The sequence below is a fragment of the Variovorax sp. GW822-FHT04A09 genome (assembly GCF_058801005.1).
Genome location: NZ_JBXAMV010000007.1, coordinates 159,760 through 179,762 on the forward strand (window position 1 = coordinate 159,760; position 20,003 = coordinate 179,762).

Genomic DNA, 20,003 nt, shown 5'->3' on the forward strand with positions numbered 1-20,003 from the left:
GATCCGATCAGGAAAGGGCCGGCGGGCGCCGCGCCGCCCAGCCGCAGGCCTGGTCGTAGGCATGGCCCAGCCGCAGCACGTCGAGGTCGGCATGGATCGGCCCGGCCAGCTGCAGGCCCATCGGCAGCCCGCCGTCGCCGAAGCCCGCGCGCACATTGAGCGTGGGCAGGCCCGCCAGCGTGAAGGGCGTGACGATCTCCATCCAGCGGTGGTAGGTGTCGCTCTTCACGCCGTTCACCTCGGCCGGCCAGTGCAGCTCGGCGTCGAAGGGGAACACCTGCGCCGTCGGCGCGACCACGAAGTCGAAGCGCTCGAAGAGCTTCAGGAATGCGCGGTACACGTTCGATCGGTAGTGCGAGGCCTGGTACAGCGAGGCGGCGTCCAGGTGCCGGCTTTGCTCGATCTCCCATTGCGCCTCGGGCTTGAGCTGGGCGAACAGCTTCGGGTCGCTCAGGTAGGCGCCGAGCTTGCCGCCCACCAGCAGTTGCCTCAATCGCAGCCAGGCGCTCCAGTTGTGCTCGCGCGGCACGTCGAGCGTGCAGGGCTCGACCTCGCAGCCGATGGTGCGGAAGGTGTCGAGCGCCTGCTCGCCGAGTTCGCGCACGCCCGGTGCCAGCGGCAGCTCCGGCCAGAGGCTGCCAAGCCAGCCGATGCGCAGGCCGCGGCCGTCGCCGTCCAGCTGCAGGTCGTCGGGCGAGGGCAGGGCGTGCGGTGACGACAGCGGCACGCGCGTGTCGAAACCCGCCTGCACGGCCAGCAGCCGGGCCGTGTCTTCCACCGTGCGGCCCATCGGGCCCTCGCAGCCCAGCTGCTGGAAGAAGAGCTCCTGCTCGGGGTCGCCGGGCACGCGGCCGCGCGAGGGGCGCAGGCCGATCACGTTGTTGAAGGCGGCGGGGTTGCGCAGCGATCCCATCATGTCGCTGCCGTCGGCCACGGGCAGCATGCCCAGGGCCAGCGCCACGGCCGCGCCGCCGCTGCTGCCGCCCGCGCTGCGATCGGGTGCGTAGGCGTTGCGCGTGATGCCGAACACCGTGTTGTAGGTGTGCGAGCCGAGGCCGAACTCGGGCGTGTTGGTCTTGCCGATGACCACGGCGCCGGCCGCGCGCATGCGCGCCACATGCAGGCTATCGGTGCGCGCGGGCGAGCGCGGCGACAGCGGCGAGCCCATCGAGGTCGGCAGGCCGGCGGCGTGGCTCAGGTCTTTCACGGCCAGCGGAAAGCCGTGCATCCAGCCGCGCCGTTCGCCGCGCGCCAGCTCGGCGTCGCGTTCGTCGGCCTCGGCCAGCAGCTGGGCGGGGTCGCGCAGGGAGACGATGGCGTTGAACCGCGGGTTGAGCGCGTCGATGCGGGCGAGCGACGCCTGCATCACCTCGCGGCAGGACACGTCGCGGGCCGCGATCTTGCGCGAAAGTTCGGTGGCGCTGAGCTCAGGCAGGTCGTCGAAAGGCATGGCGCATGCGGGAAAAGGAGGGGGCGCCCAGTATGGCGCGGCGCTCGCATAATCGCCGCGTATGGAAACAAAGTGGCTCGAAGACTTCATCAGCTTGGCGGAAACCCGCAGCTTCAGCCGCTCGGCCCAGTTGAGGCACGTGACGCAGCCGGCGTTCTCGCGGCGCATCCAGGCGCTCGAGGGATGGGCCGGCACCGACCTGGTCGACCGCAGCTCCTACCCCACGCGCCTCACGCCCGCGGGCCAGACGCTGTACAGCCAGGCCATCGAGATGCTGCAGTCGCTGCAGAGCACGCGCGCCATGCTGCGCGGCCACTCGGCCGCCGGGCAGGACGTGATCGAGATCGCCGTGCCGCACACGCTGGCCTTCACCTTCTTCCCCTCGTGGGTCACGAGCCTGCGCGAGCACTTCGGGCCGATCAAGAGCCGCCTCATCGCGCTCAACGTACACGACGCAGTGCTGCGGCTGGTCGAGGGCAGCTGCGACCTGCTGATCGCCTACCACCACCCCTCACAGCCGCTGCAGCTCGATGCCAACAAGTACGAGATGGTCAGCCTGGGCGAGGAAACCGTCGCGCCCTGGGTCAAGGCCGATGCCGAAGGCGCGCCGCGCTACCGGTTGCCGGGCCGCCCGGGCCAGCCGTTGCCCTACCTGGGCTATGCGCCGGGCGCCTACCTCGGGCGCGTGGTCGACCAGCTGCTGAAAGAGTCGGGCACCGCCATCCACCTCGACCGCGTCTACGAGACCGACATGGCCGAAGGCCTGAAGGTGATGGCGCTCGAAGGCCACGGCATCGCCTTCCTGCCGCAGAGCGCGGTGCGCAAGGAGATCAAGGCGCGCAAGCTGGTGAGCGCGCTGCCGCCCGAGATCGACAGCCTCGAGGCCAAGATGGAAATCCGCGCCTACCGCGAGCGGCCCACCGCGCCGGTCCCGGTGAAGGGCGGGGCCGGCCGCTCGGCGGCCCGGGCCGGGCTGTCCGAAAGCCTGCAGCCCAAGCGCACGGCCGACGCCCTGTGGTCCTACCTGGTCGGAACCCAGCCGCCGCAGTGAGCGGGCGAGTGTGAATGGTCGTGGATTTGTGCGCTGCACAATCTATAAGCACCACGCATACGACCCCCCGCAATCAGCATTGGCGGCCCGGCCACGGCGCCACTACAGTCGCGGCAGTTTTTTTCGGCCGTTGCACGCCGGGGATCGCCGGTCGCTGCTTGCGCCACGCACAGCCGCCCGAATGCCGGGCACAAAGGCTGCTTAGTGAAAGTCGGACAATGCGAAATGTCTGGATTGCACCAGGCTGGCGCCCCGATGGGCGCAGCCGGTGCGAGGCGGGCGGCGATGCCCGTGGAATGCACCGGGTTGGTCCGGGTATCCCGCAAAATGCGAGTGTCTAGAATTTCGTTCTATTTGTTTCAGTCACCCTCAGGAGCTTTTCGTATGAAAAAACAAGTATTGGCATTGGCTGTCGCAGCGCTCGCCACCAGCGGCGCCTTTGCACAGGCCAATGACACCCTGGCCAAGATCAAGGCCTCGGGCACCATCACCGAAGGCGTGCGTGAGTCCTCCGGCCTTTCGTACACGCTCGGCAATGGCCAGTACACCGGCTTCCATTACGACGTCTGCGCCAACATCATCAAGGACCTGGAGAAGGCCGCCGGCAAGAAGCTCGAAGTCAAGTACCAGCCCGTGACTTCGCAGAACCGCATCCCCCTCGTGCAGAACGGCACCGTGGACATCGAGTGCGGCTCCACCACCAACAACGCCACCCGCCAGAAGGACGTGGCTTTCGGCGTGACCACCTACGTCGAAGAAACCAAGATCGTCGTCAAGGCCAACTCGGGCATCAACTCGCTGGCCGACCTGAAGGACAAGACGGTCGCCACCACCACCGGCACCACGCCGCTGCAGACCGTGCGCAAGCAAAAGCGCGCCGAGAACCTGACCTTCAAGGAGGTCTACGGCAAGGACCACTCCGACAGCTTCCTGCTGCTGGAAACCGGCCGTGCCGACGCCTTCGTGATGGACGGCTCGATCCTGGCTGCCCTGGCCGCCAAGTCGAAGTCGCCCAAGGACTACAAGATCCTGAACGACGTGCTGGCCGTGGAACCCATCGCCATCATGATCCGCAAGGACGACCCGGCTTTCAAGAAGGCCGTGGACGACAGCATCAAGGCACAGGCCAAGTCGGGCGAACTCGCCAAGCTGTATGACAAGTGGTTCCTCAAGCCGATTCCCCCGGCCAACGTGACCATCAACCTGCCGCTCGGCGAAGCCACCAAGAACGCGTGGGCCAACCCGAACGACAAGCCGGCCGAAGAGTACGTCACCAAGGAATAAGCGCGCGTCGCTGCGTGAATGGACGCCCACCTTTCGCGGTGGGCGTTTCTTTTCAAGGGACGGTTTTTCGAAAAGAAGCTGAAGGAGTAAACACACATGGGAAACTGGGATTGGCAGGTCTTCCTGCAAGACCCCGGGGGGGAATATCCGAGCTACCTGCAATGGATGCTCTCGGCCTGGGGCTGGACGGTGTCGGTCGCGCTGCTGGCGCTGATCGTCGCGCTGGTGCTCGGCTCGCTGATCGGCATCATCCGCACGCTGCCCGACAGTCCGTGGCTCGTGCGCTTCGGCAATGCATGGGTGGAGCTCTTTCGCAACATCCCGCTGCTGGTGCAGATCTTCCTCTGGTACCACGTGATTCCGGCGCTGGTTCCCGTGATGAAGGGCGTGCCGAGCTTCATCCTCGTGGTGCTGGCACTGGGCTTCTTCACCTCGGCGCGTATCGCCGAGCAGGTGCGCTCCGGCATCCAGGCGCTGCCCAAGGGCCAGCGCTACGCGGGCATGGCGGTGGGTTTCACCACGCCGCAGTACTACCGCTACGTGATCCTGCCGATGGCGTATCGCATCATCATCCCGCCGCTCACGAGCGAGACGATGAACATCTTCAAGAATTCGTCCGTCGCGTTCGCCGTGTCGGTCACCGAACTCACCATGTTCGCCATGCAGGCGCAGGAAGAAACCTCGCGCGGCATCGAGGTCTACCTCGCGGTGACGGCGTGCTACGTGGTGTCGGCCCTGGCCATCAACCGGCTCATGGCGTTCATCGAGAAGAAGACCCGCGTGCCGGGCTTCATCGTCTCGGCCAGCGCTGGCGGCGGAGGACACTGACATGATGAATCTCGACCTGTCCTTCTACAACTGGGACGTCATCAGCAACTTCGTCATCAAGGGCTTCTACTTCAGCATCATGCTGACGGTGGTGGCCACCATTGGTGGCGTGATCTTCGGCACGATCCTGGCGCTCATGCGCCTGTCGGGCAAGAAGTGGCTCGATGCGCCCGCGGCCCTGTACGTCAACGGCATGCGAAGCATCCCGCTGGTGATGGTGATCCTGTGGTTCTTCCTGCTGGTGCCGGCGTCGTTCTATTCGCTGTTCGGTTCGCTCGGCTCGAACTACCGCTCGGAAATCTCGGCGGTGATCACCTTCGTGGCGTTCGAAGCGGCCTACTTCTCCGAGATCATGCGCGCGGGCATCCAGTCGATCCCGCGCGGCCAGGTGAACGCGGGCCAGGCGGTGGGCATGACCTACGGCCAGAACATGCGTCTCGTGGTGCTGCCGCAGGCTTTCCGCAACATGCTGCCGGTGCTGCTCACGCAGACCATCATCCTGTTCCAGGACACCTCGCTGGTCTACGCCATCGGTGCCTACGACATGCTCAAGGGCTTCGAGACGGCGGGCAAGAACTTCGGTCGTCCGATCGAGGCCTACCTGCTGGCGGCGGTCGTGTACTTCGCCATGTGCTACGCCCTTTCCTGGCTGGTGAAACGCCTGCACAAGAAAATCGCCATCATTCGCTGATTGAGTGGCTGAACTGAACCGGAGAGAAACAAATGTCCGAAAAAATGATTGAAATCAAGAACGTCTCCAAGTGGTACGGCCCGGTGCAGGTGCTCAACGACTGCTCGGTGAACATCTCCAAGGGCGACGTGGTCGTGGTGTGCGGCCCGTCGGGTTCCGGCAAGTCCACGCTCATCAAGACCGTGAACGCGCTCGAGCCTTTCCAGAAGGGCGAGATCACCGTCAACGGCATCCCGCTGCACGACCCCAAGACCAACCTGCCCAAGCTGCGCTCCAAGGTCGGCATGGTGTTCCAGCACTTCGAGCTGTTTCCCCACCTGTCGGTGACCGAGAACCTCACGATCGCGCAGATCAAGGTGCTGGGGCGCACGCCCGACGAAGCCAAGACCCGCGGCCTGAAGATGCTCGACCGCGTGGGCCTGATGGCGCACAAGGACAAGTTCCCCGGCCAGCTGTCGGGCGGCCAGCAGCAGCGCGTGGCGATCGCCCGTGCGCTGTCGATGGACCCGATCGTGATGCTGTTCGACGAACCCACCTCGGCGCTCGACCCCGAGATGGTCGGCGAAGTGCTCGACGTGATGGTGAGCCTGGCCAAGGAAGGCATGACCATGATGGTCGTCACGCACGAAATGGCCTTCGCCCGCAAGGTCGCGAGCCGCGTGATTTTCATCGACGTGGGCGGCAAGATCCTCGAAGACTGCCCGAAGGACGAGTTCTTCAATCATCCGGAAAACCGCCAACCGCGCACCAAGGACTTCCTCAACAAGATCCTGCAGCACTGATCCGCTGCGCGCTCCAAGCAAAAAGCCACGCTGTTCGCAGCGTGGCTTTTTTCATGAGCGCCCCTTGTTCAGGGCAGCCGCGCGATGTGCTCCGTCAGCAGGTCGAAGAAGCCCTGCGCATCGCCATCGATGACCCACTGCACGTTGGCCGGCCGCTTCAGGCTGCCGTGCCAGTCGGCCACGGTCTGGCCGAAGCCCATGCCTTCACGGCTGTCGATTTCGACGTGGATGCGGCGGCCCTGGAACAGGTCGGGGCGCAGCAGGTAGGCGGTCACGGTGGCGTCGTGCACCGGGCCGCCGGGCATGCCGTAGTGGGCCATCTCCTGCGGCGCGTAGGCGTCGAGGATGTCGGCGACGATCGCGCCGGCGCGGTTGCCCAGCTGGCGCAGCCGCGCGATGCGCGCGTCGCTCGTGAGGATCTTGTGCGTCACGTCCAGCGGCAGCATCGTGATCGGCACGCCGCTTTTGAGCACCGCCTCGGCCGCGTGCGGGTCGGCGAACACGTTGAACTCCGCCACCGGCGTGATGTTGCCGCCGTTGAAATGCGTGCCGGCCATGAGCACCAGCTCGCGCAGGCCGCGCACGATGTCGGGCGCCTGTTCGAGCGCCAGCGCGAGGTTGGTCTGCGGGCCGAGCATGGCGAGCGTCACGCTGTGCTCGGGCGCGGCGCGCAGCGTGCGAACGAGGTAGTCGACGGCGCTGCCTTCGGCCAGCGGCACGGCGGGCTCGTGCACGGTCACGCCGGTGAGGCCTTCTCGGCCGTGGATGTTGGCGGCGTAGATCGGTGTGCGCTGCAGGGGCCGCTCGGCGCCCGCGTAGACCGGAAGCTCCGGTCGCCCGGCCCATTCGCAGGCCAGGCGCGCGTTGCGCGAGGTCTTGGCCAGGGGGACATTGCCCGCCACCGTGGTCAGCGCCTGAATCGCCAGCGATTCAGGCGCCGCCAGGGCGAACAGCAGCGCGATCACGTCGTCCGCGCCGGGGTCCGTGTCGATGATCAGGGTGTGCATGGCGACATTGTCATGCCGCCCCCGATCCGCGGCGGTGCGCGGCTTACTTCGCGCGCGCGGCGATGGCCTTCTCGGCCTTGGCCACCAGGTCGGCGCCGACGGTCGACTTCCACTTGTCGTACACCGGGCGCGTGGCCTTCACGAAGGCGTCGCGCTCGGCCGGCGTGAGGTTGGTCACCGTCACGCCCATGGCCGCGATGTCCTTCAGCACGGGTTTGTCGGCTTCGACCAGGCCCTTGCGCGCGATGGCGATTTCCTGCTTGCCGGCATCGAGCGCGGCCTGGCGCACGATGGCCTGGTCGGCCGGCGTCCACGAGGCCCAGATTTCCTTGTTCACGACGAACACCAGCGGGTCGGCCACGTAGCCCCAGGTGGTGACGAACTTCTGGCCCACCGTGTGCATCTTGAGCACGGTGAACAGGAACAGCGGGTTCTCCTGGCCGTCGACCGCGCCGCTGGCGAGCGCGGGCTGTGCGTCGGCCCAGCTCATCTGCGTGGGGTTGGCGCCCAGCGCGGTGAGCATGTCGGAGTAGATGGGCGAGCCCACCACGCGGATCTTCATGCCCTTGATGTCGGCCGGCGACTTGATGGGCTTCTTCGAGTTGGTGATTTCGCGGAAGCCGTTCTCGCCCCAGGCGAGCGGCACCACGCCGGCCTTGTCGAGGGTCTTGAACATGTCCTTGCCCACCTCGCCCTGCGTGAGCGCGTCGATGGCCGCGTAGTCGGGCATCAGGAAGGGCATGGAGAACAGATTGAGCTGCTTGACCTGCGGCGACCAGTTGATGGTCGAGCCCACCGCCATGTCGATCACGCCCTGGCGCAGCGCGCTGAACTCGCGCGTCTGATCGCCTTGAATGAGCGACACGCCCGGGTACAGCTTGATGTTGATGCGGCCCTGGGTGCGCTCCTTCACGAGGTCGGCCCAGATCTTGCCGGCCTGGCCCCACGGCGTGGGCGGGCCCAGCACCAGCGACATCTTGTACTCGGGCTTGTAGGTGGCCTGCGCCATTGCGCCGGTCGAGAACAGGCCGAGCGTGGCGGCGACGGCGGCAAGGCCCAGCAGGGTGCGGCGGAATTTCATGAGAGAGGTCTCCTCTTGGTCTGTCGATGGATCGAAAAAATCAGTAGCCCAGCTTGCGCGGCAGCCAGAGCGCGAGTTCGGGGAAGGCGATCACCAGCACCATCACCACGAACATCGAGAACAGCATCCAGCCCACCCACCGCACGGTTTCTTCCATGCGCACCTTGGCGATGCGGCACGAGACCATGAGGTTGACCGCCAGCGGCGGCGTGAACTGGCCCAGCGCCACCTTCAGCGTGAGGATCACGCCGAACCACACCGGGTCCCACTTGTAGTGCTGCACGATGGGCAGCAACAGCGGCACGAAGATCAGGAAGATCGACACGCCGTCCAGGAACATGCCCACGGTGATCAGCAGCAGGATCAGCAATGCCAGGATGCCGTACTCGCCCAGCCCCGAATTCACGATGGCGCGCGTGACCGGATCGATGACGCCCAGCGTCGAGAGCGAGTACGCGAAGATGCCCGCCAGCGACACCACCAGCAGGATCACCGCCGACAGCTCGCCCGATTCGCGCAAGATCACGAACAGGTCGCGCACCTTGATCGTCCGGTGGATGCACATGCCCACGAACAGGCCGTAGAACACGGCGACCACGGCCGCCTCGGTCGGCGTGAACCAGCCCGCGCGCATGCCGCCCAGAATGAGCACCGGCGCCGCCAGGCCCCAGATCGCTTCGCGAAAGCTCTTCCAGAACGGCGGGCGCGGCAGCGTCGATTCGAGCGCGCCCATCTTGTGCTTGCGCGCCAGCCACACGGCCGGAATCATCAGCGCCAGGCCGGCCATCACGCCGGGGATCATGCCGGCCGCGAACAGCGCCGGCACCGAGGCGCCGGGCACCAGCACCGAGTACACGATGAACGCGACCGAGGGCGGAATCAGGATGTCGGTGGCCGCCGCGGCGCCCACCACGCTGGCCGAGTACGCGGCCGGATAGCCGGCGCGGCTCATGGCCGCGATCATCACCGCGCCCACGGCGGCGGCGTTGGCCGGGCCCGAGCCCGAGATGCCGCCCAGGAACATGGCCACCGCAATCGCCACCAGCGGCAGCATGCCGGGGCCGCGGCCCACGATGGCGATGGCGAAGTTGACCAGGCGCAGCGCCACGCCCGAGCGGTCGAAGATGGAGCCGACCAGCACGAACATCGGAATCGCCAGCAGCGGGTACTTGCCCAGGCCGGCGTAGAAGTTCTGCGGCACGGCCAGCAGGCCGAACCACTGGGCGTCGGCGTTGGCCAGCGCGATGCAGGCCGCGCCCGCCAGGCCGAGCGCGGCGCCGATGGGCACGCCCACCAGCATCATGAGCACGAAGGCGACGAAGAGCAGGGTGGCGATCACTTGGCGTCGCCCTTGCTGTTGTTGTCGTCAGACTTGTAGTTCGTCTTGCGGCCCCGGCGGACCATGAGGCCGATGGCGCGCCCCGCGATCGCGAACGACACGATGGGCAGCCAGATCGAATACCACCAGGCGGGCAGGCCGATGCCGGGCGTGGTTTCCTCGAAGCGGTAGTCGTCCCAGACCATGCGGATGCTGAGCGCGCCGATCAGCGCGAACAGGATGGCGATCATCAGCGCACCGAACTGCGCCAGGCGCTTGCGCCGCGCCATGGAGCCGCTTTCCGAGAAGTACTCGATGCGGATGTGCCGGTCGCGCGCCACGGCGGCCGAGCCGGCCACCAGCGCCAGCATGATCATGAGGAACACCGAGAACTCTTCCGTCCACGCGAAGGACGAGTCGGTGAAGTAGCGCACGATGACGTTGGCGAACGTGATGAGCGCCAGCGCGCCCATGATGAGGACCGTGAGCCAGTCTTCGATGGCGAGGGGAACCTTGGTGGGTTCGTCGGCGGCTTCGATGTCGGGGGGGAGGGGACTGGCGGCGTCCAGCGTGGGGCCGGACTCGGGAGGAGTTGTCATCGCAGGAAAGGGCAGCTGAGGCAGGCGCCAGGTCACCGGGCGGACGCCGGGACGCGATCCGTACACCTTGACAGGCGAGCAGCGCTCGATGCTAGGGGGTCAATGACCATTCATATATCGGGGGTTTCCTTAGCTGTGGCGGCTGGTTGACTGCCTCTTCGCGGCCTTTGTTCGGGGCGCTGTTGTCGGGGGCGCGTGCACAGGTCACCGGGTACTCCCCTCCGCGAATGTCCCCCGCCTTCGGCTCCTCCTTGATTTCGCTGCGGGGAGCACCCGATGCCCTGCGCACGATGAGTGCGGCTGTGGCGTTGGCGGTTCGACCGCTGTGGTGGATGGCGGATGGATGTGCGGGGGCGTACCACTGAGCTTTCGTGAGAGGCGGGCGGTGGGCAGGCCGAGGTCCGAAGGACCGGTGTCGGCTGCGGTCGACATTGGTATGACTGCGTTCAATGTTCGCGTCAGACTGCGCGCTGCCTTTCAGTCACGACGTCTGACCGTCGCCTTCGGGCCCATTGCTGAAGTTAACCTGCAGCCCACAGAAGCGTCGAAGGCTTCTGGAGCCCTTCATAATCAAAATCTACCCCCCGCTTGTTTGAGATACCGATCTTTCGTCATGGATAAATTCTTGCTGCAACAGCAGGTGCTGGAACGGCTCGCCGAAGACCTGCTGCAAGCCGAACAGGCAGTGCGGGCAGCCCATGAAACGGCGACTCATGAAGAGAACATTGCCGAAAACAAATACGACACATTGGGACTCGAAGCCGCCTACCTGGCCACCGGCCAAGCTCGGCGCGCCGAAGCCATACGCCAGGCGATGGCCAACTGGCGCCAATTCCGCCCGCGTCCCTACGACGCCAGCATAGGAATACGGCTCGGGGCGTTGGTCTGCCTGGTCGATTCCGACGACAAGCAGCAACAGCTCTTTCTCGGCCCGGATGGGGGCAGCATGACGTTGGTCAGCGGCACTCAGCTTGTTCAGGTCATCAGCAGCGAAGCCCCTTTGGGTAGGGCAATGCTGGGCAAATGCGAGGGTGATGAGGTGTCGATACAGGTCGCGCCAATCCGACAGCAGTTTGAGGTGCTGCGGGTTCTTTAAGCCGCGACTGGACAGAAGCGGCGCGCGTGACGTTGAGAGTCAGTCGAAGGCGGCGGACCTCGACCTGCGTTGACGCTAACTAGGGTCTCGACGAACGTTCCTCGAAGATTGGCCCCGAATTTCCAGTTGTAGATTTCAGCTGCGCGTTGGCGAGATCTCCAAGACTCCTGATAGCCCCTTCCAAGCGCGGGTCGCCGAGATACCCGTAGTTGATGCGCAGGTGCCGGGTGTATCGGCGGTCGGCTGAAAACAAATGGCCCGGCGCTACGCCTATGCCGAGCCGAAGAGCGTCCTGGTGCAGTGCGAGCGAGTCGACACCTTCTGGCAGCGCGAGCCACAGGAAATAGCCACCCTCGGGGCGCGTGACCCGCGTTCCAGTTGGAAAGTATCGATCGATAAATCGCAAGCATGCAGCCTGCTGGCGGCTGAGCGAATGCCGCAGGGCGCGCAGGTGACGATCGAAACTCTTGTGTTGCAGGTACTCCTGCAACGCCAGTTGCGAGGGGAGTGCCGTCGCCAGCGAGCTCATCAACTTGTTCCGGCCCAAAGTGGCTGCAAAGCGACCGCCCGCTACCCAACCGATGCGATATCCGGGTGCCAGGGATTTCGAGAAAGAACTGCAGTGCAGCACCCAGCCATCCCGGTCCCAGGCCTTGGCTGGTGGCGGTCTCCGAGCCCCATGCGCGAGCTCGCCGTACACATCGTCTTCGATCAGCGGTATGGCGCGGGTGGTGAGCATGCTGACCAATTGCTCTTTGGCTGCGTCGCTCATGGTGCAGCCCATTGGATTCTGGAAGGTCGGCATGAACCAGCAGGCCTTCACCGGATGCTGGTCGATCACGCGAGCAAGAGAGTCGAGATCTACGCCTGTACGCGGGTGGGTCTCAACCTCGACCGCGCGAAGACCGCGCCGCTCCAGTGCCTGCAACGCACCATAAAAGGTTGGCGTTTCGATCGCCACGACGTCGCCTGGCTGCGTCACCGATTCGAGCGCAAGATTGAGTGCTTCCATCGCCCCGCTGGTGATGACCAGTTCAGACGCAGGAACATCCATCCCGACGCTGCCGTAACGCAGGGAGATCTGATGGCGCAATTGGGCGTTTCCTGGTGACAAATCTTCGACGGTCTGCCACGGATCCATCCGCTTGAGCGCTCGCGTCAGGCCGGCGGCAAGTTGTTCGAAGGGAAACAGCTCTGGCGACGGAAAGGCCGAGCCGAGCGGGACCATATCGCGCTCGCGAGCCTGCGCAAGGACCTGAAAGACAAGCGACGAGACGTCGACCGACATGGACCGCAGGACAGGCTCGCTGGCGGCGAGTTCGTTGGCCGGCATTTCCGCGCCCGCTCGAACGAAGTATCCCGACCGCTGCCGAGCTTCGACAAGCCCTTGCGCCTCCAGCAGGTAGTAAGCAGAGAACACGGTGGACGCACTGATGCCCATTTGCGACTTCAGTTCGCGCACGGAGGGAAGGCGATCGTTCGCCTTCAGGCTACCCGCGCGAATACGCTGAGCGATGTTGTCGGCAAGCTTCTCGTAGCGGTTCATGGGCATCTCTTTCTGATACGGTCGTTCTGGACCGCTCCAGAGATTGTCATATCAGACGTCGACCTGCCCCGGCGCGACTGCCGGCCTCCTTGCATCTGATACGAAAATTTTCAGCTGATCTGGTTCTGTACGTATCAGCCTGGACGATGAACACTCGACAGCACGATGAGAGTGCTTCTGTGGTGCAGGCAGACTGCTCCGCCTTTCGACCCATGTCTTGCGTGCCTTTCGACGCGCCTTGCGGACGCCCATTTAGCTCACCGCAACCGTTTCGTTAGGTTGATTGATTGATTGATTGAATTTCCGTTTCTTCATCGGTCTATTGAGCTACTCGCCGCACTCGGGCACTTCGCCGTCTGTCACCATTGATATCCCTTCAATCATGAATTCAATCCCTATCTCTTTTGTTATCTTCAAGGTTCTCGTGCTCAGCGTGGGCATGTATTTAGCCGTCAAGTGGCATTACGAACGGGGACAGAAGGACAAGAATCAGAAGACAGCTGCAGTGGTACTGACATCCATCAAGGTGGGCGGGGCGTTCGTCGCTTCTGCGTTCCTCGTGCTCTTCCTCACCTTTGAATTTTGCAATTGGATGGGTCTGGACCTGGCCATGCAGTGATTGGAAGTTTTCGGTCGATAGCCTGGAATTCGATGTCTGGAATTGGCCGACTGTAGCCGCGCAACCTGTCAGCGCAAAGAGCGCATTGCTGTGCGCGAAGAATCAGTCAGCCCTCGAATTCGTAGGCGCCCAAATACTGAATTGAGCTTCGTTCAGGAGTCGCAACGAGGTTCGGCGGGAAGATGCATACGGCGGCGCAGAACGAGGCCTCCGTACCAATGGCGTGAGCCCAGCTTCGACCGTATGAAACCCCGGAGAGTAAGTCAGAAATCTTGCTGGGTGTATCGGAAACCATGCACTCAATGCAGGCCGGCTCATAGGAGGAGAGACCAACTTCGTTTCCAAACCTCGAAGGAATTTCCTCCCCATCTGGGGTGTACGTTGGACCTACGAATCTAGTTAGGTCAGCCTCAGAGGCAAAGTTTTCCGTCGATGCAAAGACATGTACGAGTTTCATAGTTTCGGTTTCGCATCAAAGGCGAAGGCGGCGTGGATCCAGCGTATGGCCGTTTTTTGCCGATAGTACCCATTCGCGCGAGGCCGAGGGATGTCGGCTCCCGCTGCATAGCCGTCCTTCGCGTGCGCCCGCTTCAGACTGTTGCGAGACAGGCCTGCACGCCTGGCTATCTCGCGAATGCACAACCATTCATTTCATTTGCATCTTTTACTCAGAGCAAATCAGCCGGCGCATCATGCCTTGTGCATGTCGTCTTGATGCACTTTGGGTCTCGGCTCGACCCACCCGGCCGCTCCGGTATCCAACTACTTCAATTGGAGACCCAAATGAAAAAATTCATTCCCAGCGCCATCGCCAGCCTCCTGATCGCCGGGGCAATTTTGCCGGCCGCCGCCAAGGAGAAAGTCGTCGACCGGAGCATCACGGAAGCGGAAGTCCTGGGGGCCCAGCAGGCCTGGTGCAAGGCGCTGGTCGACATCAGCGCCGCGAATTCGAGCGGAGGGCAGCCGGCCGCCAGGGCGCTGGCCGAGAAGGTCATCGACAGCGCCTACGCCTATCAGCTGGGCGCAGTGCTGTTCAAGCCGACGCTCACGACATCGCCGCAGACCTTTCGCACCGCTCGCGACGGCGCACTGGCGTACTTCGTGGGCGGCAACCCTGCCTTTCCCAACGACACCGGCTTCGCCCTGAAGGGCTGGGCCAAATGCGAGATTGCCAACACTGCCGTGCTCATCCACGGCGACGTGGCCAGCACGCTGGGTAACGTGCTGTTCACCGACCCGGACGGCAAGGTCACCACGGTCGACAAGACCTGGACTTTCGTGAAGGACGGTGCCGGCAAGCTGCGCATCGTCGTGCATCACTCGTCGCTGCCGTACGCCGGCCGTTGAACACCGCGTTCGAGTGCCGGCAGGCCCAGGCTCTGGTGCGGCGCCTTCAAGGGGCCTTCATCGGGTGATGAAGGCCCCTCGGAGGACCGTCATTGGTGGCTCAAAGGCGCGAATCGGTGGCAGCACGCCGCACGCTTGCACTTCGAGCGGCAGTGGCCAGAGTGGCTGATCTCCTGTCTGTCTTGGGTCAGTAGGCACCCATGTAGTCGCGCTTGCCGATCTCCATGCCGTTGTGGCGCAAGATGGCATAGGTGGTGGTCACGTGGAAGAAAAACTGCGGCAGTCCATAGTGCAGAAGGTATGCGCTTGCGGTCAGCTTCTTTTCCTTTGGGGTGCCGGGGCGCAACACGATCTCGCGGCTCTCGCTGGAATCAAATTGCTCAGGCTTGAAGGAGCCGATATGGGCCAAAGCTTTGGCGATCAAGGCTTGCAGGTCGGCGAAGCTGACCTCAGTGTCGGGCCAGGACGGCACCTCGGCACCCGCCAGGCGGGAGGCAATGCCCTTGGAGAAGTCTGCGGCGATCTGTACCTGACGTACCAGCGGAAACATGTCAGGGAACAGCCGCGCCTGCAGCAGCGCATTGGGATCGATATTTTTCTGCGTCGCCTGGTCTTCGGCCTTCTTGAGCACGTCGGACAGGGCGCGCAGCATCTGCTGCATGACGGGAACGGAGGCGTTGTACAGCGGGCTGGTCATGGTGAGTTCACTTCTAAAAAATTGGGCGCGATGGCCGGAGTTGGCGTGGCAGAGGCCCTGCCTACCATGCAAGGCTAACAGCACAGGGCGAACTGAATCGCCCCGGCTTTTGTGGCCAGCTTTTCTTCCTGCTGGTAGTCGGCGCAGCCGCGTTGAAGGGCAGTTCACTGGCAAGAAGCGGACGTCAATTGCAGACGCACGACAGACCGCGATCGCTGCAAAGCAGTCGGTCGACCTCTCGCATCGAAGGACCGCATCGGGCCCTGAGCGGAAGTTCGTGGTTCCGGAAAGCCGCCGTTCGCGGTGCTCGAGAATGCTGCCACTGATCTACGACGCCCGAGGTTTGGATGATGCCGGGCTACTGCCGGAACGAGCCTTTGGGACGCACCATCATCTTCAGATTTTTGAGCTTTCGGGGAGCGCGCTCGGTCCACAAGATTTCTGCGCCGTCCTGAAGCTCTTCGTAGATCGGAAGAACGTCAGTGACGCCCACCAGCTTCCACTGAACCGGCACTCCTGACGGCCCGCCCTTGTATGGCTTGGCCGCTTCGCGGGCCATCTTCAATCCCCTTGCGTATGCTTCATCAAGGGTTTGAGCACGCACAAGGATGGAGTTCTCCCACGACAAAAATCGGGCTTCGTCGTTGTCCTTGTGTTCGTCGTTGAGTTCCACAAAGCGGAGCAGGTAGGACACCAAGTACCAGCCAACCGGAGAAACGTTCTAGTCGTAAGTCATGCAGTGATCGGGAAGGATGAGTGGCCGCTGTTGGCCGCCAGTCGTCCCTATTTGGGGTTGATGGACATCGTCTTTATGGAGCCATCGTCCCCGCATCCGCCTCATCGTCACGCTGCCACTGCTCGGTCTGCTCAATGCCAGCTTCACTTTCAACAAGAAAGTGATAGGAATGGTCGAATCTGAAGGCGTTCGATTGCTTCGCTGCTCTCCACGCAACGGGCGAGTCGGCGTACTCAAAAGGAACATCCTCGGGCCGCGCGAGTTGAGCGGTAGCACGGCGAAATATTTTGCCGGTCACCTGAACATTGAATTCAAGCACCGCTCCCAACGTCCTCGGTTCGTAGTAGTCGCCACAAGCAGCAACCGCATCGGCAAAGTCCGCAAACGGGCGCCTCGCAACAATTTCGCGTTTGTCTTGGAAGACAGAAAGAAAGTACATCTTTGGCGCGCAAGATCAGAATCAAGCTCACTGTAGTTGGGGGGCCGCGGCGTTAGTGGAGGGCGTTGGCGAAGGTCCGCTGTTGGCCGCATTCGGCCTTTAGCCCCCAGGCTGCGGTGACGGCTCAAATTTCTCGCGCATCTCAAAATATGCCTTCTTGCAATGCTCGAAGTACGCCCGCTCATCGTCCGCCATACGCTCAGCCTCTCGCCCCGAAATCACCGGGTCAGTGTGATCAGTCTCGAGAATGCGAATCGTCACTACATCTCCGATCTGCAAATCGGCACGCAGCCAGTCCAAATGCTCGTCCGCCGCGCCGTTCGCGCGTGCCGTTAGTCCTCCCAGGCGCAGGTCAATGTCGACGCTCCCATCATCACGACGTGGTTCTGCCTCAGGCCCGAGCTTTCCCGTCAGAGACAGGATGGCAGAGAGCACACACAGGTCGGTCGCGCCGCCTGTGACAGGCTCCCGTCCGTTGATTGAGATTTTCAAGGCGTACATGGACAGATTCTCAAAGATTGGAGACGGGCGCTGACGGTCCGCTACTGGCCGATAGTACCCATTCGCGCAAGGCCGAGGGATGTCGGCAATGGCTGCAAAGCGGATGCTCGCATTGTCTGCCGACGATCAGCATGGAGCGCATGGCTGCCACCGAGGCCTGCACCACAAGCACCTCAACCGAACCGAATTCCCTCCATCACAAGGGCTTCAGCCGTCGCACCCCAAAGAACCTGTTCACCAGGGCGAGCCGCGAAACACGCAGCCCGCAGACCAGCCGCTAACCGCCGGTCTCCAGCGCTGTGCGTCGCGCCTTCTCGCTCAGCTGAAACAGCTCCCCCGCCTTGCGAGCGAGATCAGCCGCAAGCCAGAGAAGGTTGTCCAGTCGCCGAGGCCCGTCACCGCTGCACCAGTCGATCTCTTCTCCGTGGCAGACCCACAGAAGAGCTTCGAGTTGCGAGAGGGTGTTTTCGAGAAGATCCGCCGGGTCTTGGGCGTTGTCTTCGGAAGCTACCGGCGCGCGAGGCCGGGCTATAGTCTTGGTAGCCATTTTTGTGCGTTCCTTCCAAGGCGATTGCACGAACTTGGTTAGACGGCTGGGGTGCTAGTAACACCTCGGCCGTCGCCTTTTGATACCTCGCATCTGCATCGCTGCTTTCGCACCGACGACCTGCCGCGAGGCAAGCAGCCTTCAAACATCTCGGTGGTGGGGGGTGGCGCCTTTCTTCTTCCCTTGGTGGGGTGTCGAGTGACAGGGGCATTCACTCTAGAGAAGAACCCGGCGAAGTGGCCGGTTCATGCGGCACGAAGTCTCGGCGAGCGCCAACAAATGCAGCTTCTGCGATGCGCCGCGCACGGACCTCGTGGGCCCGATGCCGCGCCAGTCCGAAGCGGCTCTGAACGCTCACGTCGATGGGGTGCCTTGCGCAGCGAAACCAAGGAGGAGGGGCGGAAGCCCGAAGCCCGGGGGACATTCGCGGAGCAAGGCGCCCCGTCGGCGGGAGCGCGGCAGAGCTTCAGTTCATCCAGCTGCGCGCCCGGTCCAGATGCTCGCGGCACTCGCGCACCATGCGCTCCAGCAGTTCCGCGCAGGTCGGGATGTCGTCGATCAGCCCGATGCACTGGCCGGCCGAGACCACGCCGTTGTGCACCTCGCCCGACTCCAGCGCCGCGCGGCCGCGTGCACCGGCCACCAGCGGGCGGATGTCCTCGAACTCGCAGCCGCCCGGGCGACGTTCGGTGGCCACCACTTCTTCGGAGATCGCGTTGCGGAACACGCGCGCCGTGTTGTGCAGCGTGCGGAACATCAGCTTGGTGTCGCGCTCGGTCGCGGCCACCAGCGCCTGCTTGATGTTGTCGTGGATCGGCGCCTCCTGGGTCACGCAGAAGCGCGTGCCCATGTTGATGCCCTCGGCGCCCAGCGCGAGCGCGGCGGCCATGCCGCGGCCGTCGGCGATGCCGCCCGAGGCGATGATCGGAATGCGCAGCTTGCGCGCCGCCACCGGCAGCAGCACGAGGCCGGGCACGTCGTCCTCGCCCGGGTGGCCCGCGCATTCAAAACCGTCCACCGACACCGCGTCGACGCCGTTGCGCTCGGCCGAGAGCGCGTGGCGCACCGAGGTGCACTTGTGGACGATCTTCACGTCATGGCGCTTCAGGGCCTCGATGAAGTCCTTCGGGCTGTTGCCCGCGGTCTCCACGATCTTCACGCCGCTGTCGATGATGGCCTGCACGTACTCGGCGTACGGCGGCGGCTTCACCGCCGGCAGGATCGTGAGGTTCACGCCGAAGGGCTTGTCGGTCATCGTGCGCGTGCGCGCGATCTCGTGGCGCAGGTCGTCGGGCGTGGGCTGCGTGAGCGCCGTGAGAATGCCCAGGCCGCCGGCGTTCGACACGGCCGCGGCCAGCTCGGCGCGGCCCACCCATTGCATGCCGCCCTGGATGATGGGGTAGCGGATGCCGAGCAGTTCGGTGATGCGGGTCTTCATCGTCGCAGCCGCTTACAGCGTGGTCACGAGTTCCGGCACGGCCGTGAACAGGTCGGCCACGAGGCCGTAGTCGGCCACCGAGAAGATCGGCGCTTCCTCGTCCTTGTTGATCGCGACGATGACCTTCGAGTCCTTCATGCCGGCCAAGTGCTGGATCGCGCCCGAGATGCCCGCTGCGATGTACAGCTGCGGCGCGACGATCTTGCCGGTCTGGCCCACTTGCCAGTCGTTCGGGGCGTAGCCTGCGTCCACTGCGGCGCGGCTGGCACCGAGGCCGGCGTTCAGCTTGTCGGCCAGCGGAGCCATCACTTCGGTGAACTTCTCGGCGCTGCCCAGGGCGCGGCCGCCCGAGACGATGATCTTGGCGGCGGTCAGTTCGGGGCGTTCGCTCTTCGTGACTTCACGGCCCACGAAGCTGCTCTTGCCGCTGTCTGCGACGCCTTCAGCGGTTTCGATCGCTGCACTGCCACCGGTGGCAGCGGCTGCGTCGAAGCCGGTCGTGCGCACGGTGATCACCTTGGTGGCGTCGGTGCTCTGCACGGTGGCAATGGCGTTGCCGGCGTAGATCGGACGCTCGAAGGTGTCGGGGCTGACAACCAGAGTGATGTCGCTGATCTGCGCCACATCGAGCTTGGCGGCCACGCGCGGTGCGACGTTCTTGCCGTTGGCGGTCGAGGGGAACAGGATGTGGCTGTAGTTGCCGGCGATCGCCAGCACTTGGGCTGCGACGTTCTCGGCGAGGTTCTCAGCCAGCGATGCGCTGTCGGCAGCGATCACCTTGGACACGCCGGCGATCTGCGCGGCGGCCTTGGCGGCTTCAGCGGCGTTGGCACCGGCCACGAGGACGTGGACGTCGCCACCGCAAGCCAGGGCTGCGGTCACGGTGTTGAGGGTGGCCGGCTTGATGCTGGCGTGGTCGTGTTCGGCAATGACGAGTGCGGTCATG

Annotated in this window: 22 protein-coding genes; 8 read left to right on the forward strand and 14 right to left on the reverse strand. The window is 64.1% G+C overall.

What is annotated here, in order from left to right:
* Positions 1 to 7: 7 nt before the first annotated feature.
* Positions 8 to 1,450 (reverse strand): amidase, encoded by a 1,443-nt coding sequence (locus tag AC1RLW_RS28030; RefSeq protein WP_070060206.1) that lies wholly within the window; start codon positions 1,448 to 1,450, stop codon positions 8 to 10.
* Between the two features lie 61 nt (positions 1,451 to 1,511).
* On the opposite strand from AC1RLW_RS28030, the gene AC1RLW_RS28035 reads away from it, so the two are divergent.
* The 5 genes from AC1RLW_RS28035 to AC1RLW_RS28055 all read left to right on the forward strand — a co-directional run bounded on the left by AC1RLW_RS28035 (position 1,512) and on the right by AC1RLW_RS28055 (position 6,086).
* Positions 1,512 to 2,501 (forward strand): LysR substrate-binding domain-containing protein, encoded by a 990-nt coding sequence (locus AC1RLW_RS28035; protein ID WP_095949530.1) that lies wholly within the window; start codon positions 1,512 to 1,514, stop codon positions 2,499 to 2,501.
* Positions 2,502 to 2,885: 384 nt separating this feature from the next.
* Positions 2,886 to 3,785 carry an amino acid ABC transporter substrate-binding protein gene (locus AC1RLW_RS28040; RefSeq protein WP_062471058.1) on the forward strand — a complete coding sequence of 300 codons (900 nt, stop codon included), beginning with the start codon at positions 2,886 to 2,888 and terminating at the stop codon, positions 3,783 to 3,785.
* A 96-nt stretch (positions 3,786 to 3,881) separates the two neighbouring features.
* On the forward strand, positions 3,882 to 4,613 hold the full coding sequence (locus AC1RLW_RS28045; RefSeq protein ID WP_139701450.1) for an amino acid ABC transporter permease: 732 nt from the start codon (positions 3,882 to 3,884) through the stop codon (positions 4,611 to 4,613).
* 1 nt (position 4,614) lies between these two features.
* Entirely contained in the window at positions 4,615 to 5,304 is a 690-nt protein-coding gene (locus AC1RLW_RS28050; protein ID WP_070060204.1) for an amino acid ABC transporter permease, read from the forward strand.
* Between the two features lie 44 nt (positions 5,305 to 5,348).
* Entirely contained in the window at positions 5,349 to 6,086 is a 738-nt protein-coding gene (locus AC1RLW_RS28055; protein WP_056576214.1) for an amino acid ABC transporter ATP-binding protein, read from the forward strand.
* 68 nt (positions 6,087 to 6,154) lie between these two features.
* Here AC1RLW_RS28055 and AC1RLW_RS28060 read toward each other — a convergent pair whose 3' ends face one another.
* From AC1RLW_RS28060 to AC1RLW_RS28075, 4 genes are read right to left on the reverse strand one after another with little or no spacing between them, the layout of a single operon-like run.
* Positions 6,155 to 7,093 carry a nucleoside hydrolase gene (locus tag AC1RLW_RS28060; RefSeq protein WP_493195877.1) on the reverse strand — a complete coding sequence of 313 codons (939 nt, stop codon included), beginning with the start codon at positions 7,091 to 7,093 and terminating at the stop codon, positions 6,155 to 6,157.
* Positions 7,094 to 7,136: 43 nt separating this feature from the next.
* Positions 7,137 to 8,174 carry a DctP family TRAP transporter solute-binding subunit gene (locus AC1RLW_RS28065; RefSeq protein ID WP_447740996.1) on the reverse strand — a complete coding sequence of 346 codons (1,038 nt, stop codon included), beginning with the start codon at positions 8,172 to 8,174 and terminating at the stop codon, positions 7,137 to 7,139.
* Positions 8,175 to 8,214: 40 nt separating this feature from the next.
* Entirely contained in the window at positions 8,215 to 9,513 is a 1,299-nt protein-coding gene (locus tag AC1RLW_RS28070; protein ID WP_493195878.1) for a TRAP transporter large permease, read from the reverse strand.
* Positions 9,510 to 10,091 (reverse strand): TRAP transporter small permease, encoded by a 582-nt coding sequence (locus AC1RLW_RS28075; protein WP_369644805.1) that lies wholly within the window; start codon positions 10,089 to 10,091, stop codon positions 9,510 to 9,512. Before AC1RLW_RS28075 ends, AC1RLW_RS28070 begins: the two co-directional genes overlap by 4 nt.
* 613 nt (positions 10,092 to 10,704) lie before the next feature.
* Between AC1RLW_RS28075 and AC1RLW_RS28080 the strand changes: the two genes are divergently transcribed.
* Positions 10,705 to 11,187, forward strand: coding sequence for a GreA/GreB family elongation factor (locus AC1RLW_RS28080; RefSeq protein WP_062471040.1), 483 nt, complete (start codon positions 10,705 to 10,707; stop codon positions 11,185 to 11,187).
* A 79-nt stretch (positions 11,188 to 11,266) separates the two neighbouring features.
* On the opposite strand, the gene AC1RLW_RS28085 is transcribed toward AC1RLW_RS28080, so the two are convergent.
* Positions 11,267 to 12,733: an aminotransferase-like domain-containing protein gene (locus AC1RLW_RS28085; protein WP_493195879.1), complete on the reverse strand. Its 1,467-nt coding sequence runs from the start codon at positions 12,731 to 12,733 to the stop codon at positions 11,267 to 11,269.
* 295 nt (positions 12,734 to 13,028) lie between these two features.
* Between AC1RLW_RS28085 and AC1RLW_RS28090 the strand changes: the two genes are divergently transcribed.
* Positions 13,029 to 13,352 carry a hypothetical protein gene (locus AC1RLW_RS28090; protein WP_143599117.1) on the forward strand — a complete coding sequence of 108 codons (324 nt, stop codon included), beginning with the start codon at positions 13,029 to 13,031 and terminating at the stop codon, positions 13,350 to 13,352.
* Between the two features lie 106 nt (positions 13,353 to 13,458).
* Here the strand turns inward: AC1RLW_RS28090 and AC1RLW_RS28095 are convergent, their stop codons facing one another.
* Complete coding sequence (locus AC1RLW_RS28095; RefSeq protein WP_493195880.1) at positions 13,459 to 13,809, reverse strand: immunity 22 family protein; 351 nt, start codon at positions 13,807 to 13,809, stop codon at positions 13,459 to 13,461.
* Positions 13,810 to 14,135: 326 nt separating this feature from the next.
* Between AC1RLW_RS28095 and AC1RLW_RS28100 the strand changes: the two genes are divergently transcribed.
* Positions 14,136 to 14,699 (forward strand): metal-independent carbonic anhydrase family protein, encoded by a 564-nt coding sequence (locus AC1RLW_RS28100; RefSeq protein ID WP_493195881.1) that lies wholly within the window; start codon positions 14,136 to 14,138, stop codon positions 14,697 to 14,699.
* A gap of 187 nt (positions 14,700 to 14,886) precedes the next feature.
* Here AC1RLW_RS28100 and AC1RLW_RS28105 read toward each other — a convergent pair whose 3' ends face one another.
* From AC1RLW_RS28105 to AC1RLW_RS28135, 7 genes are all read right to left on the reverse strand, one after another.
* On the reverse strand, positions 14,887 to 15,396 hold the full coding sequence (locus AC1RLW_RS28105) for a DUF1993 domain-containing protein (RefSeq protein WP_062471023.1): 510 nt from the start codon (positions 15,394 to 15,396) through the stop codon (positions 14,887 to 14,889).
* A gap of 358 nt (positions 15,397 to 15,754) precedes the next feature.
* Entirely contained in the window at positions 15,755 to 16,090 is a 336-nt protein-coding gene (locus AC1RLW_RS28110) for a DUF4288 domain-containing protein (RefSeq protein WP_493195882.1), read from the reverse strand.
* A gap of 115 nt (positions 16,091 to 16,205) precedes the next feature.
* Positions 16,206 to 16,571 carry a hypothetical protein gene (locus AC1RLW_RS28115; RefSeq protein WP_493195883.1) on the reverse strand — a complete coding sequence of 122 codons (366 nt, stop codon included), beginning with the start codon at positions 16,569 to 16,571 and terminating at the stop codon, positions 16,206 to 16,208.
* A 99-nt stretch (positions 16,572 to 16,670) separates the two neighbouring features.
* Entirely contained in the window at positions 16,671 to 17,072 is a 402-nt protein-coding gene (locus AC1RLW_RS28120; RefSeq protein ID WP_493195884.1) for a hypothetical protein, read from the reverse strand.
* Between the two features lie 277 nt (positions 17,073 to 17,349).
* Positions 17,350 to 17,619: a hypothetical protein gene (locus tag AC1RLW_RS28125; protein ID WP_493195885.1), complete on the reverse strand. Its 270-nt coding sequence runs from the start codon at positions 17,617 to 17,619 to the stop codon at positions 17,350 to 17,352.
* A 466-nt stretch (positions 17,620 to 18,085) separates the two neighbouring features.
* Complete coding sequence (locus tag AC1RLW_RS28130) at positions 18,086 to 19,057, reverse strand: NAD(P)H-dependent flavin oxidoreductase (RefSeq protein WP_062470992.1); 972 nt, start codon at positions 19,055 to 19,057, stop codon at positions 18,086 to 18,088.
* Between the two features lie 12 nt (positions 19,058 to 19,069).
* Entirely contained in the window at positions 19,070 to 20,002 is a 933-nt protein-coding gene (locus AC1RLW_RS28135; protein WP_493195886.1) for an electron transfer flavoprotein subunit alpha/FixB family protein, read from the reverse strand.
* Between the last annotated feature and the right edge of the window lies 1 nt (position 20,003).

Bases quoted from the DNA above. Each gene is read 5' to 3' on its own strand.
- AC1RLW_RS28050 (WP_070060204.1), top strand. From the start codon at position 4,615: ATGATGAATCTCGACCTGTCCTTCTACAACTGGGACGTCATCAGCAAC.
- AC1RLW_RS28125 (WP_493195885.1), bottom strand. From the start codon at position 17,619: ATGGCTACCAAGACTATAGCCCGGCCTCGCGCGCCGGTAGCTTCCGAA.
- AC1RLW_RS28035 (WP_095949530.1), top strand. From the start codon at position 1,512: ATGGAAACAAAGTGGCTCGAAGACTTCATCAGCTTGGCGGAAACCCGC.
- AC1RLW_RS28095 (WP_493195880.1), bottom strand. From the start codon at position 13,809: ATGAAACTCGTACATGTCTTTGCATCGACGGAAAACTTTGCCTCTGAG.
- AC1RLW_RS28120 (WP_493195884.1), bottom strand. From the start codon at position 17,072: ATGTACGCCTTGAAAATCTCAATCAACGGACGGGAGCCTGTCACAGGC.
- AC1RLW_RS28115 (WP_493195883.1), bottom strand. From the start codon at position 16,571: ATGTACTTTCTTTCTGTCTTCCAAGACAAACGCGAAATTGTTGCGAGG.
- AC1RLW_RS28135 (WP_493195886.1), bottom strand. From the start codon at position 20,002: ATGACCGCACTCGTCATTGCCGAACACGACCACGCCAGCATCAAGCCG.
- AC1RLW_RS28060 (WP_493195877.1), bottom strand. From the start codon at position 7,093: ATGCACACCCTGATCATCGACACGGACCCCGGCGCGGACGACGTGATC.
- AC1RLW_RS28065 (WP_447740996.1), bottom strand. From the start codon at position 8,174: ATGAAATTCCGCCGCACCCTGCTGGGCCTTGCCGCCGTCGCCGCCACG.
- AC1RLW_RS28045 (WP_139701450.1), top strand. From the start codon at position 3,882: ATGGGAAACTGGGATTGGCAGGTCTTCCTGCAAGACCCCGGGGGGGAA.
- AC1RLW_RS28055 (WP_056576214.1), top strand. From the start codon at position 5,349: ATGATTGAAATCAAGAACGTCTCCAAGTGGTACGGCCCGGTGCAGGTG.
- AC1RLW_RS28105 (WP_062471023.1), bottom strand. From the start codon at position 15,396: ATGACCAGCCCGCTGTACAACGCCTCCGTTCCCGTCATGCAGCAGATG.
- AC1RLW_RS28100 (WP_493195881.1), top strand. From the start codon at position 14,136: ATGAAAAAATTCATTCCCAGCGCCATCGCCAGCCTCCTGATCGCCGGG.
- AC1RLW_RS28080 (WP_062471040.1), top strand. From the start codon at position 10,705: ATGGATAAATTCTTGCTGCAACAGCAGGTGCTGGAACGGCTCGCCGAA.
- AC1RLW_RS28030 (WP_070060206.1), bottom strand. From the start codon at position 1,450: ATGCCTTTCGACGACCTGCCTGAGCTCAGCGCCACCGAACTTTCGCGC.
- AC1RLW_RS28130 (WP_062470992.1), bottom strand. From the start codon at position 19,057: ATGAAGACCCGCATCACCGAACTGCTCGGCATCCGCTACCCCATCATC.
- AC1RLW_RS28085 (WP_493195879.1), bottom strand. From the start codon at position 12,733: ATGAACCGCTACGAGAAGCTTGCCGACAACATCGCTCAGCGTATTCGC.
- AC1RLW_RS28040 (WP_062471058.1), top strand. From the start codon at position 2,886: ATGAAAAAACAAGTATTGGCATTGGCTGTCGCAGCGCTCGCCACCAGC.
- AC1RLW_RS28075 (WP_369644805.1), bottom strand. From the start codon at position 10,091: ATGACAACTCCTCCCGAGTCCGGCCCCACGCTGGACGCCGCCAGTCCC.